Origin of the sequence: Flavitalea sp. (assembly GCF_035489435.1) — a bacterium.
Classification (GTDB): domain Bacteria; phylum Bacteroidota; class Bacteroidia; order Chitinophagales; family Chitinophagaceae; genus DATHKG01.
Map to the genome: position 1 here is coordinate 1 of NZ_DATHKG010000135.1, position 13,572 is coordinate 13,572.

At 41.2% G+C, this 13,572-nt stretch carries 11 protein-coding genes; 3 read left to right on the forward strand and 8 right to left on the reverse strand.

What is annotated here, in order from left to right; all coding sequences use genetic code 11:
* Window positions 1-305: hypothetical protein (locus VK664_RS21340; protein ID WP_461400730.1), on the reverse strand; the 305-nt coding region annotated here is incomplete at its 3' end.
* Window positions 306-424: 119 nt separating this feature from the next.
* Window positions 425-1,066: an MBL fold metallo-hydrolase gene (locus VK664_RS21345; RefSeq protein ID WP_461400731.1), complete on the reverse strand. Its 642-nt coding sequence runs from the start codon at window positions 1,064-1,066 to the stop codon at window positions 425-427.
* A gap of 81 nt (window positions 1,067-1,147) precedes the next feature.
* Between VK664_RS21345 and VK664_RS21350 the strand changes: the two genes are divergently transcribed.
* A complete protein-coding gene (locus VK664_RS21350; RefSeq protein WP_461400732.1) occupies window positions 1,148-4,627 on the forward strand; it encodes a BamA/TamA family outer membrane protein in 3,480 nt (1,159 codons plus the stop codon).
* A gap of 268 nt (window positions 4,628-4,895) precedes the next feature.
* Here VK664_RS21350 and VK664_RS21355 read toward each other — a convergent pair whose 3' ends face one another.
* The 6 genes from VK664_RS21355 to VK664_RS21380 form a co-directional block, all read right to left on the reverse strand.
* Window positions 4,896-6,443 carry a M28 family peptidase gene (locus VK664_RS21355; RefSeq protein WP_461400733.1) on the reverse strand — a complete coding sequence of 516 codons (1,548 nt, stop codon included), beginning with the start codon at window positions 6,441-6,443 and terminating at the stop codon, window positions 4,896-4,898.
* A 59-nt stretch (window positions 6,444-6,502) separates the two neighbouring features.
* Window positions 6,503-7,189 (reverse strand): DUF1361 domain-containing protein, encoded by a 687-nt coding sequence (locus VK664_RS21360; protein ID WP_461400734.1) that lies wholly within the window; start codon window positions 7,187-7,189, stop codon window positions 6,503-6,505.
* Between the two features lies 1 nt (window position 7,190).
* The gene (locus VK664_RS21365; RefSeq protein WP_461400735.1) at window positions 7,191-7,559 is read right to left on the reverse strand and encodes a diacylglycerol kinase; all 369 of its coding nucleotides are present in this window, start codon (window positions 7,557-7,559) and stop codon (window positions 7,191-7,193) included.
* A gap of 43 nt (window positions 7,560-7,602) precedes the next feature.
* On the reverse strand, window positions 7,603-9,189 hold the full coding sequence (locus tag VK664_RS21370) for a DUF4153 domain-containing protein (RefSeq protein WP_461400736.1): 1,587 nt from the start codon (window positions 9,187-9,189) through the stop codon (window positions 7,603-7,605).
* Between the two features lie 61 nt (window positions 9,190-9,250).
* Window positions 9,251-9,550: a winged helix-turn-helix domain-containing protein gene (locus tag VK664_RS21375; protein WP_461400737.1), complete on the reverse strand. Its 300-nt coding sequence runs from the start codon at window positions 9,548-9,550 to the stop codon at window positions 9,251-9,253.
* 36 nt (window positions 9,551-9,586) lie between these two features.
* Window positions 9,587-10,210, reverse strand: a complete 624-nt coding sequence (locus tag VK664_RS21380) for a hypothetical protein (RefSeq protein ID WP_461400738.1) — start codon at window positions 10,208-10,210, stop codon at window positions 9,587-9,589.
* A 287-nt stretch (window positions 10,211-10,497) separates the two neighbouring features.
* Here VK664_RS21380 and VK664_RS21385 point away from each other — a divergent pair, with 287 nt between their 5' ends.
* The gene (locus tag VK664_RS21385; protein ID WP_461400739.1) at window positions 10,498-13,014 is read left to right on the forward strand and encodes a DUF5686 family protein; all 2,517 of its coding nucleotides are present in this window, start codon (window positions 10,498-10,500) and stop codon (window positions 13,012-13,014) included.
* A 116-nt stretch (window positions 13,015-13,130) separates the two neighbouring features.
* Window positions 13,131-13,572: FGGY family carbohydrate kinase (locus VK664_RS21390; RefSeq protein ID WP_461400740.1), on the forward strand; the 442-nt coding region annotated here is incomplete at its 3' end.

Genomic DNA, 13,572 nt, shown 5'->3' on the forward strand with positions numbered 1-13,572 from the left:
CTGATTAACGAATGTCTTCGAATTATTTTCGTTGTCCATTCTCCATATCCTGAAAGACTTACAACCGTAATATCAAACTGCTTTCTGGCAAGGCAATCTTTTGCCAGCAAACTTCCAAAGGCAGCACCTGCTACTTCCTGATCTGTTTCGCTACCGACAACCATCAAGAAGTTATTTAATTCTGAGTCAGAGAACCGATCCTTACCCTCGATATGTCCAATAAGGGTTCTATATCGATAGCGTTCGGGATGGGTGTCGGTACCGTTCTGGAGCGCACTAAGCCGGCCAAACACTATGACCTGCACTGTTCAAAAACTTCAAATTGAAATCGAATGTTGGAGTATTGTGGAATAGTCCATTTTTGAGATGGTCTTCTGCATTTCCAGGTCGCAATATTCTCGCTCTTTAAATATGCCCATCCCCGCTACCCCTTCAAAAACGGATTCTCCCTTTTTTCAACCCCGATGAAAGTTGTGTCTCCGTGTCCGCTATAGACTTTGGTATTATCCGGCAATGTGAATAGCTGCCCGCGGATGCTTTTGATCAAAGTATCGAAATCTCCTCCCGGCAGATCCGTTCTGCCAATGCTTCGCTGAAAGAGTACATCCCCACTCAAAACAAACTCATCAGCCTTAGAATAAAAACTAATATGGCCCGGCGAGTGGCCCGGGGTAAACAACACGGTCAAACGATCCTTGCCAAGCAAAACTTCATCACCGGCTTTTAGCCAATGCAACGGACCTGTATAGTTGTCAAAGGGAATACCCCAGCTCTTTCCCGAAACCGGCGCATATTCAAGCACCGGCTTCTCCAATTCGTTCGTATACAATTCCAAATCCCAGGTCTCAAAAACAAACTTGTTTCCAAACACGTGATCGAGATGGCAATGGGTGTTTAACAAATATTTAGGAATAAGGCCATTTTCATTTATAAATGCTTTCAACTCATTGCGTTCTGCCGGAAAATAACATCCAGGGTCAACAATCACGCACTCACCCTCATCGTTATAAACTACGTATGTATTTTCCTGTATCGGATTGAAGGTAAACTGCTTCACTGTCAACATATTCGTAACCTATTTTAAGCTAATTTCAGATTTTACCGGTAGTCCGGATTGTTATAACTTTAAAACAATTAAAGATTGGATATGCAATTTCAACAGTTTATGGGAAAGGGGAAAGAATTATTTGTTTTTGCTTTAGCTGTCCTATGTTTTCAATTCGATTCGCTTGCACAGGTTAATACCGTCGAATTCGGGAAAAACCGGGTGCAATACCGGAAATTTAAATGGCAATACTACCAGACTCAAAATTTTAATACTTACTTCTACGAAAATGGCCAGACGATCGCAAATTATGTCACCCAGATCGCTGAAACGGAACTTCCCCAGATAGAGCAGTTTGTTGAATACGGCTTACAGCGCCGCACCAACATCGTTATTTACAATCATTTTAATGAACTCGAACAATCTAATATAGGCCTCAACCTCGACTGGCAAACAACCGGTGGGATCACCAAACTGGTAAATAACAAGATGATCGTTTACTATAACAGCGATCACGCTCATCTTCGCCGCCAGGTTCGCCAGGGTATTGCACGTGTGTTGGTTGACAATATTTTATTCGGAGACGATCTTGGGGAGTTCGCTACAAACCAGGCCCTGCTCGATCTTCCGAAATGGCTGGTTGACGGATACGTTGATTATGTAGCCGAAGAATGGAGCACTGAGCTGGATGACCAGCTGAAATCGGCTCTTCTATCAGGCAGCTATAAAAACTTCTACCAGTTTGCTTTCGAAAAACCTTTGCTCGCAGGGCATGCTTTCTGGAACTATATCGCAGACAAATACAAAAAGGAAAATGTTACCTACTTCCTTTACCTGGCCCGTGTTTACCGCAACCTGAACAGTGCTTCCAACCGGATCGCGAAAAAGAAGTTCAAGGAGCTTGTGAAAGATTTCATGATGGAAACTGAGGAAAAATATTACCTCGATATCCGCGGCAGGAGAGATATTCCAAAAGGAACAGTATCGATCGTTGAAGAACTGAAAAACAACCGGGACTTTATCCGTTTCACACCCAATCCTGCACCAAGATCCCAGACCTATGCCGTGGTTGAGTATATCAAGGGGCAATACTGTGTTGTTTTATATGAAAATATGGTAGACCGTAAAGTACTCCTGAAAACAGGGGTGCGGGTGAACGACAACCAGGTTAATCCAAACTATCCATTGCTAGCCTGGGATCCAACAGGCACGAGGTTATCATGTATTTATTGGTCAGAAGGCAAGTCAAGACTGTTTGTTTATGATATGGTTCAGAAATACAGGCCAGTCAAAAACCAGGTACTTGAAGATTTTGAGCAGGTCCAGGATATGAAATACATGCTTGACAACAATACGCTCTTGCTTAGTGCAGTGCGGAAAGGTCAATCCGACATCTTCGTTTACAAAATAGACAAGGGAACTTTCGATCAGATAACAAATGACTCTTATGCTGATCTTGATCCATCTTTTGTCGCATTTCCAAGCCGCACGGGTATCCTCTTTTCCTCAAACCGGCCGAATGGTGTGATCCGCGGAGGCGATACTGCAGTTCCGCTCAATCGTTACAATGTATTCCTGATTGATAACTGGAACAGGAGCGAATTCAAACAGATCTCCCAGCTGACCAATATGAAATATGGTACAGCCAGGTTCCCGACTCAATATAATACAACCCACTTCACATTTATCAGTGACGATTTCGGTGTGGCAAACCGTTTTGCAGGATTCTTCTCAACGCGGAGAGCTGGACTTGATACTGTTTACCTAGTTGCTGACCAGGTGTTACGCAACCCGGATATGAGAGAACTGGATTCAACCCTGCAGGTTTATGGCAAAAGTAAACCGGACTCTATATTCTCCTTTTCTGTGACGCAGGATTCGGCATATGTGTTCCCAATCACCAACTATCAAAGTGCATTGCTTGAAACCAAGATTGCCGGTAATGCCGGGCTTGTAAGCGAAACAAGACAACAGGGTAATCTGAAATTTCTTTACAAACTGAAAGTAGATGATGCAGCCCTGAGAAGGAGAAATGTTAATCCCAAACCTACCGATTACCGGAAGCGTACCATCACCGAAGACGTGATGTCAGCTGGCAGGGCTATCCAGTTTGAAGAACCTTCTGCCGATACAACCGGGAAAAAGAATGCATTTGAATCTGAGTTTGAAAAAGAAGTAACTGATTCAACCCGTCCGGCTGCCCCTGTATCGCCGCAGCCACTTGAACCTGAACATGAATCGGTCCTGAAAAAAGCAAAACTGTTTGATTATAAATTGAAGTTTTCTGCTGATAATTTTTCGGGCTCATTTAATAACGATGTACTCATCAACCGGTACGAACCTTATTCCGGCTCATTACCGGTTGTACTTCAAAGCGGCGGTGCATTCAACGGTATGCTGAAAGCATCTGTTTATGACCTGTTTGAAGATATTCGATTCACCGGTGCGATACGTTTACCGTTAATCAGCGGAGCTGGTAGCGGTGCAAGTGTTGGCACAGGAGGCACCAGTGTTTTTGTACCAGTCAACTCGTCTTTGTTTGATGGTGGTGGTGAGTGGTTTGCGAGGGCAGATTACCTCAAACATCGCCTCGATTATTCATTTATTTATTACCGCAAAACGGAAATCGGTGGAGTTATTGGTGTTAATGGTACAAACCAGGTGTTTGAAGGAAAACAATACAGTAATTTATTCCAGGGGGTAATCCGTTATCCATTCGACCGCGTCAGAAGCCTGCGTTTGTCGGTAGGTATCAGAACAGATAAGGTAATAGTAAGAGGTACCAATTTCGATTCATCGACATTGAAAGCTCCGACTATGAATAAGCAAACCTTTGCTGTTACCCGTCTTGAATATGTGTATGATAATACTATAATGAAAGCTACAAACATCATCCACGGTCTTCGATATAAACTATATACTGATTTAAACGTCCAGGCAAATAAGCCTTCGCCTGGTTTATTGAAACCCGGCCGGATGAACTGGAATGTTGGATTTGATGGTCGTTATTATCACCAGATCTACCGGAATTTTATCTGGGCGGGTCGTGCTGCTGCTGACTTCTCATGGGGTAATCAGAAGATTCTCTATTACCTGGGTGGTATTGATGGCTGGATGTTTCCAAAGTACAACCCCGAACCAAGACCATCTGAAAATAATGACTATGTATACCAGTCGCTGGCTGTGAATATGCGGGGTTTTAATCAGAATGTTGCCAATGGTAACAATACATTTGTGTTTAACAGTGAATTTCGTCTCCCGGTTTTTTCAACCCTGTTTAACAAACCGATCAACAATGCATTCCTCAGAAACTTCCAGTTGACCCAGTTTTTTGATCTCGGTACTGCCTGGACCGGACCGGTTAAAAACATAGCACGCCCATCCGTCCTTTATCCAAATGATGACGGAACTGTACTTGTGAAATTGAAAGCAGGAGGTATCGGACCTTTGGTTGGTGGATATGGATTTGGCGCCAGGAGTACTATACTTGGTTATTTCTTAAAGCTTGACCTGGCCTGGGAAATGAATGGATTCTTTAAAGGAAAGCCGATTTTATATTTTGGTATGGGAGTCGACTTTTAATTGAGTGGTAAGTGGTAAGTGGTGAGTGAAGTTGTTGAGTGTGTGAGTTTTGTTTTTCTGATTATCATTGAACACGTATAACCCAAACATAAAAAAGCGGCTGACAGTTTTGAACTCGTCAGCCGCTTTTTTATGTTTTATTGTGTGAGTTATTGTGTAGGTTGCTGTGTAGGTTATTGTGGCCTGATTTGATGTTTTATCTTCTAAAGGCACGTCACTATAACACTATTCACTCAACTCACCACTATAACTCATAACTCATCACTCATCACTCCTTCCAACGCCAGTCACCTGCAATTATCAAAGCCTCTTTCAAATTATTGTCTATCAGGAATTGCTTTGTTTGTTGATCGTTGAAATGTGCCGCCGGCAGTTTTTGAATGTTGGCCATAGCGTAGATCATCATAGAACTGAAGCGCACCTGGTTCACCATCCATTTTTTGTCGATGATATCGATGCCATCGCAATCTGCATGGTAACAACGAGCGATATCACCACTAAGGATACCGGTTGATGAAGCAGTTGGAATTCCCTGCAACATAAATGGCTCATGATCGCTGTGAAGTCCTGCTCTTCCGGCACCACTGCGATTACTGAAGACTGTATCTATGGCTTTTATTAGTTCACCTGTTTCCTTGAAAAACGCCTCCGCTTCTTTTCTGCCACCGGCTGTGAAACCGGCTGCATTACCCGCCATATCAAAATTGAAAACATAACCTACCTGTTTGAGAGTGTTGTTTTTTTGTGCCTGATCCACATATGCATTTGAACCCAGCAAACCCTGTTCTTCGCCCATAAATAATACAAACTCTATAGTGCGATCTCCCTGCAGGTTTAACTTTTTGAAGGTGCGTGCCATGTCTATTATAGAGAAAGATCCTATGCCATTGTCAGCCGCACCTGTTGCAAGATCCCAGCTATCAAGATGGCCGCAGATCACGATTTTTTCGTTCGGAAATTTTTTACCTGGTATAGATGCGATTACATTTCTCGCCTTGATTTTTCCGCTGAAGTTGCTCATTTCAATCTTACCTGAAAAAGCTCCGGCTTTCATTGATTCCTTAATTCTCATACCTTCTTCGAAGCTGATACATAAAGCTGGTATTGGATTCAGTTTGCCCGTCACTGATGCCGTACCTGTTAAAAGAACGCCACCTTTCACACCATTAAATAAAATGACCCCTGTTGCTCCATATTTAATGGCTAAAGCTGTTTTTTCTGAACGATGTAAATTTGCGAGGCCCGCGGGAGACCCGGGTAACAATCCTAAGGAAGCGAAAACGATTTTTCCCTTCGCCTTTCCGGGATTGGCAAGGTAATCCGCTTCAAGGCCGTTATCCATGTCTGCCAGCTCTGCACTCGTATTTACTTTAACCGGAGAATGAGCAAGGGCAACACATTTTATATCAGTTGAAGTTTTGGTTGCAGCATTTGTCAGTTGAAGTTTCACCGTTCCCCTGCTCCAGCTTTCTACTTCAAAAGGCTGAAACTTCAAATTGCTATAACCATATGATTTGAGCAGATCATAAGCGTATTGTTCTGCTTTTTTGCCGTTTTCAGAACCCGTGAGACGATGACCAATTGTTTTACTTGCATCACTCAGCCTTTCATAAGCTGCAGAATTTGCGAGAACTTCCTGGTTGATTTGTTGAAATACCGAGGCATGGTTGTTTAATGATTCGTCGTTTAACGCATTGCTGTTTGATGAATTACCATTTGGCGTATTACCATTTGGCGAACTTCCATTTTGAGAATATGAACTGTTTACGGCAAATGCAGCCGCAACTAATAATAATGAAGACTTAATCAATGCCATAGCAGTTATTTAGTTTGATAGTACTAAAAATAACTAATAATGAGCAATTATAAGCCCGGTCAAAAGAGCTGGCGGCTAAGTTTTTTAAGCATTTTGTAAATTATAGTCATCATTATTGTAAAAGCTAATATCATCGCCCAGGCTGCGCGGTTGTCCAGCGGATGAATCAACAACAATCCCATCTCTTTGGCCAGGTTAAATGGATTTGAAATTATATCCCAACTATTGAAACGGAGATAACGGCCGAGATAGACTCCAAATGAATTCAGAAACATGATCAGACTTACGAACAATCCTTCGCGAAGTCCGGGCAGGATCAATGAAAGATTTTTCTCCATCTGTCTTACAGATAAAAAACCCAGTATCATTCCGTTCCACGCAAATGACATCAGCAGCACCAGGTCAAACCACAATGGTATATTTTCACGCTGCATCAGGTGAAACAAATCAGTGATCATATAAAACGCGTTGGGAATTAAAAGCAGCCAGACAACGAACACCCCTGAGAATAACAGCTTACTTTTCAGATCTTTTGCTGAAGGCTTAAATATTTTTAACAACTGGTAAGGCAGATAGGCCAGGAAAAGGTTCCAGGGCATAAATATAAAAATGGGTTCCTGCGTGTACCATATTCTGAAAATAACCAGTGACAAACTGAATAAAACTGAATAGCCTATCAGGCGATCAATCTCAGATTTTATAAAACTCAGCCGCGTTATCGACAGCAGTATATTTAATGTTTTCAACTTAAAAAAATTTTGGAATAAAAATAATTAGGGCAACAGTCACCGCAGTGATTGCTGCAATTAGCACAGCTCCCGATGCAAGATCTTTGATGAACCGGATATCAGGATGGCGCTCGAGACTTATATAGTCCATCACTCTTTCGATACAAGTGTTAAAAATCTCGGCAACCCAAACAAATCCGATAGCAAATACAATTGCAAGCAGTTCTGTTTTTGTAACACCAACCCAGGCCGAGAAAACAAGTACTGCTATGGTCGCTATAAAATGTATCCAGGAGTTGTGTTCTTTTTTAAAAAAGGCCGCAAGCCCATTAAATGAAAACCTGAAACTCCGGATACGCGCCCGAAAGGAAAACTTTTCATCGTTCATAATATGCCATTTAATTTTCTTTTACTATCGTCTTATACATGATCTACCTCGAAACAGATGATGTTGGTTTCTCCGATGCCAGGGATTTTGTGATCGAACGATAGACAGCATCATCGGCAAAGTTCCATGATAACCAGCTATGTTGCTGCTGATCACTCATAAACTTTTCCTCGCGGGCGGTAAGGATCTCTTTTAAATCCACACTCGTACGAAATCCTGAAAAATTTGAAAACTGCGGATCTTTAGATTTCTCAACCAACACATCTATATTTTTCCTGATTACCGGCAAAGTCTGGTCAGAAAGACTCATTAAAAACCGGAGATCAGGTTGTATCTTATTAATCCTCTCAATGTTATGATTCGCGATAAATACGTCCCAGTTTTGAAGGGAACCAATCACCAGCATACCCAACAATACGTTCGCATTGAACCTGAATAAAAAGTAGCTCGATTTTTTATAATAGATTTTTATAAATACAGATGACAGGCCGGCCAACACGATTGCCAGGAAAAACAACACACCAATTCTTTTGTAAGCCAACCCATAGTTTGCGATATAATAATAGTCACGAAGACAAACTGAAGCAACCAGGAAAGCATTCTGGATCAGCCAGACATAAGCCATCAGTTTCAGGTTGCTGTTTCTTTTATAAAAATTCAGGTTGCCTTTGAAGAAAAACAATACAACAATAATGGCAAGCAGTATAGAAAAGATCAACACACCCGTGCCTTCATGTAACAATTCGGCAAGCGGCGCATCCTTACCATAATCGTCACCAAACCAGATATATACCAGATCGGTAATATTAATGATCAGTAAGAGGCAATTCAAAAGAACAAAACTTATTAATCCTATTAGATTTTTGTTTTTTAAAGCAAGCATGCCTTTCGAAAAACTGCCCATCACGGCGGAAACAATCTCATTAGAGATACTGAACTCAGGATCTGCACCGCGCGATGGTTTTGTTCTTATCAGCCTGTCGCTTAATGACAATTCTTTATCAGAAAAGTTGCCCGACCGGCTCCTGATCAATAACGCTCCGGTGATATAAGCGCCAAACAAAATAAAAAATATTCGTGACCAGGAAACGTATTTAAATATGTTTCCAAGATAATTTTCGACTGCTTGCAATACGTCGCCCGTAATTGATGCAAAAGCCCTGTTACCAGCCATATATACTAAAAAAAACAACAATAACAGCCCCATAGGAAACAACAACAATCGCAGTTTTCTTAAAGGTTTCTTATCAACCCTGCGATTTGTTGAGTTCTGTACAACCAGGCGGGTAAATTCAGGTAACAAAAAACTTGCCTGGTAAAACATAGAACCAACCGCAAAAATGATCGACCGGTGAATATACTCAGCGAAAGCAGCAAATAGTATGAGTGTAACGATAGCTGCAAACTTGCTTAAAAATGTGTTGTAAATAATTACCATACACCCACTAAGCAGATGAGCTGCCAGCAGCCACCTCACCGAACTCCGGTCAGCAGCTGTGGGATAAATGCTGATTATTGATGCGATGATAAAGACATCGAAAATCAGGAAGTTGATTGCCATCTTTTCCTGCCAAAACAAAAAGTTAAACAGGAAAGCGCCGGCGAAAGTGAGTAAAATTTTGGGAGACATTGTTTTCGTTGTTATTTTTTAAAAAGCGCTTTGAATCGCAAAGTTTAAATGCAAAAAAAAATCACTTCATACCTTTAATCATATTTTCAAGGGCCTCAATATGGTCACGGAAAGCTTTTTCACCAGCACGGGTAATTGAATAAGTTGTATTGGTCTTTCTGCCGATAAAACCTTTATGCACCTTGATATATCCGTTTTCTTCAAGGTTCACCATATGAGAAGCCAGGTTACCATCGGTTACTTCCATCATCTGCTTCAAATCATTAAAACTGATCTCCGGATTGACCATAAGTATACTCATCACGCCCATGCGGATGCGACTCTCAAAAATTTTGTTCAGATGTTCAATCGGGTTCTTCAAACCAGTAAATTTTTTAGTACTAACGGATGCTGCTTGTTACTTCCTATCGTATTTCCACCACATAATCACCCCATAGAATATGTGCAAAAACCCAAATCCTATTGTCCAGAATAAAAGACTGTAGCCCGGAACCCATAGATTTATCAGTCCGAGTATTATTTCTCCGTACCCGATATACCTGATTTCACCCAATGTGTATTTGCTGCCATTCACTAATGCCAGCCCGTAAAAAACCAGGCAGGCCGGGGCTACAAAAACCGTAGCTCCATGATACATCAGGCCCATGATAAATATGCCGCCAGCCGCCAACGGTATCATGGTATTTATCATCAGCCTCCTTGCTGTTATATCCCAAACCGACAAGTTGTTCTTTTTTGCCCTGCGGTAAGTAAAAACAAAAGCAAGTAAAAGAGCACCCACAAAAACTCCTGCCGCTATGGTAATCAATGATTTCTCCAATTCCAGCACGGAGTTGTTGCTGGCATAAGAGCCCACACCTGAGTTAAAATCTTTGATTTCCCTCCAGCCCAGCCATGCTCCAACCAGTGCGCAAACTCCTGCAGCAATTCCGCTTAAGCCACTCAAAGAAATGAAGCGCGAAGAGCGTTCCATCATTCTTTTTATGTCCTGCAGGGCGTCCAGCTGATGATTTGCTTCCATATAGAGTGCTTTGTGATACAAAGTAGCTGCTTTTTTATGAAACTTCCAAACGGATTTGCAATTTCTTCGGAACATAATCGTCAAACTATTGTTAACAACAAGCGGGCCCCGGATTTCAGATTAGACATATTATGATTAATGAAACAGTAAAGTGAAAACTCCTACTGGGAATATTAACAATCTAATGTGCAGCGAAACTCCTGAAATCCTGCTCCTCCGGCAGAAACAGCAATTTTTTAAGGGCCATTTTATAAAAAGGATTAACAACCATAGCGTATTTTTGAAGTATGATCGTTCGATTAAAAGAGATGTATAAATTTCTTGTAGTTCTTATTTGTTTATTTGTTGGCTCAGATGTTTCTGCACAGGTAAAAATTCTCAGGGGTGTCATTCGGGACGTTCATAGCCTGGAGCCGGTGCCTTTCGCCTCCATTGAATTTAAAAAAACATCTACCGGCAAACTGAGCGATTCATCTGGCGCTTTTGAGTTCCGGTTCAATGAATGGCCAACAGATACCGTTCTCATTACCTATGTCGGTTACCAGGATTTTCTTTTACCAATAGACTCCAACCTTGTCAGGAATGCCAAAAACAATGTTATAGATGTCACTATCCAGCTTGAGCGTGGAAAATATGCTGCGGAAGTGGTTGTAAGAAAAACGATTGACCGCGGCTACCTTATGTGGAAAAGAATAGTGAGAAGAAAGCCATTTAATGACCGCTATCGTTTCGACAATTTTGGTTACGAGCTTTATAACAAGCTTGAAGTTGATATTAAAAACCTCAAGCCAAAAAGAATTGAAAATATCCCGCTGCTGAATCTGAAAAAGTTCAACTTTATTTTCAATAATATAGATACAACCGAAGACGGCAATCCTTATCTCCCGATTTATCTGACAGAAGCAATTTCCGACTATTATTATCAGCGATCGCCAAAAAGAAGAAGAGAAGTTTTTAAAGGAACAAAAACTTTGGGCGTAAACAATGAAAGCGTTTCAAAGCTACTTGGAGGCATGGATCAGAATATCAACTTCTACAACAATTTCATCCCTGTGATGGATAAGAAGTTTATAAGTCCGATCAGTGACAACGGTGATAACTATTATCGTTACAAGGTACTGGATACACAAGTAGTAGCCGGTCGGCGTTTGATTCACTTTACATTTACAGCAAAACGAAAAGGAGAAAATACTTTTGAAGGTGATTGCTGGATACATGATACAACTTTTGCCGTTCAGAAAATGAACCTGCGCCTTTCGAAGGATGCAAATATCAATTACGTTGACAAGCTCAGCCTTATCCAGGAATATAAATTGATCAACGATTCTACCTGGTTCCTCTCAAGGGATAAATTTGTTGCAGATCTTTCTGCCCTGGGTGAGAAGAGTTTGTCGGCCATAGGCCGCAAAACCACTACCTATGATAATGTATTGGTGAACAACCCAAAAATAGTTGCAGAACTTGATAAAAACACCCAGATCGAAGAAACGATACTCCCGGATTCAGCCAGGAATGTATCTGATTCATTCTGGGTTCAATCGAGACATGAAGATCTGACGAAGAGTGAAAAGGCATTGTACCAGACAATTGACACACTGCTTAAGATGCCATCTTTTAAAACACTTACAAGAAAAGTCAATTTTTTAACAACAGGATACCTGAATATAGGTAATTACCAGATCGGCCCCTGGTTCAATTGGATTACCTATAATGTACAGGAAGGAATGAGAATGCGTTTTGACCTCGGTACCAATAAACATTTCAGCAAAAAGATCATCCTTCATACCTATCTCGCTTATGGCTTTGCAGATGAGAAATTCAAATACCAGCTTGATGGTATGTATCTTTTCAAATGTAGCCCCCGGACTTATATATATGCTTCGGTGAAAAGTGATATGGACTATGGCCAATTCTATTATGACCAGCTTACACAGGACAATATCTTTGCACTTGCCATCCGGAAAAATGGAGTGCCTATCAAATTCATGTCGACCAATGAGCAAAAGGTCAATGTATTTAAAGAATGGAAATCAGGTTTTTCGATCCAGGTAGAAGGTCTGCATGAAAGTTATCAGCCTTTGCAAAATCTTCCGCCAAAGACTAATTATGAAGATGATCTGATCACTACCGAGTTTTCAGTGAAATTGAGGTATGCTTATCTTGAACGATATCTCGAAAGTACATTTTACCGCTATAGTCTTGGTAGCCCACTGCCTATTTTAGACTTAAAATATACAAGAGGTATAAAGGATGTATTTGGCAGTAGCTTCAACTACAATAAGATTAGTGGTAGTGTTTCTGATTACTCGGATATCGCTCCTTTCGGAAGTTTATATTATAATGTTTTTGCGGGAAGAACTTTTGGTAAGCTGCCATATATGTTACTGGACGTTGCCCCGGGTAATGAAATATATTATTATAACAAATATGCTTTCAACCTGATGAACAGGTATGAGTATATACAAGACCGTTATGCAGGCGTAAACATTGAACACAATTTTGGCAATGGCATATTCCGGGTTGTGCCGTTTATGCGGAAGTTGAAATGGCGCCAGTTCTGGAGCGCCAAAGCATTGTGGGGAAGCCTGAGCGATGAAAACAAGGCTTATAATGAAGATCTGAACAGTACACTTCCAAAGTTTGAATCACTAAATGGAAAAACATATCTTGAGTTAGGCACGGGCATTGACAATATCTTCAGGTTTTTCAGGGTAGATTTTATCTGGCGTTTATCCCCAACACCGCTGCCCCCCGAAAAGGCCAAAAGGTTCGGAGTGTTCTTCAGCTTCCGTCTCGCTTTTTAAGCATGGTAGTTATCCAATTCATACTTCGTTTTAAGCGTCAGATTCAATAATAAATTTTAAGTGTATCTAGCGTAATTACATTTTTTAATTACCTTTTGCAATCAAAATACGGTTGCATGTCTTCAAAGTTTATTATGTCCCTGGACCAGGGTACTACAAGTTCGAGAGCTATATTATTTGATCATTCAGGTAATATTGTGGCAGTTGCTCAAAAGGAATTCACACAGTATTATCCTCAGCCCGGCTGGGTAGAACATGATCCTGAAGAAATCTGGTCAACGCAGTTCAGTGTTATGGCCGAAGTGCTGGCTAAGGCTGGAATCAAAACAGATGGGGTTGCCGCAATCGGAATTACCAATCAACGTGAAACCACTATAGTCTGGGACCGGCACACCGGCCACGCTGTTTGTAATGCCATAGTATGGCAGGACAGGCGCACAGCGGCATATTGCGATGAGTTAAAAGCAAGCGGTCATTCACCTATGATCCAGCAAAAAACCGGGTTGGCGACCGATGCATATTTTTCAGCAACCAAACTAAAATGGATTCTCGATAATG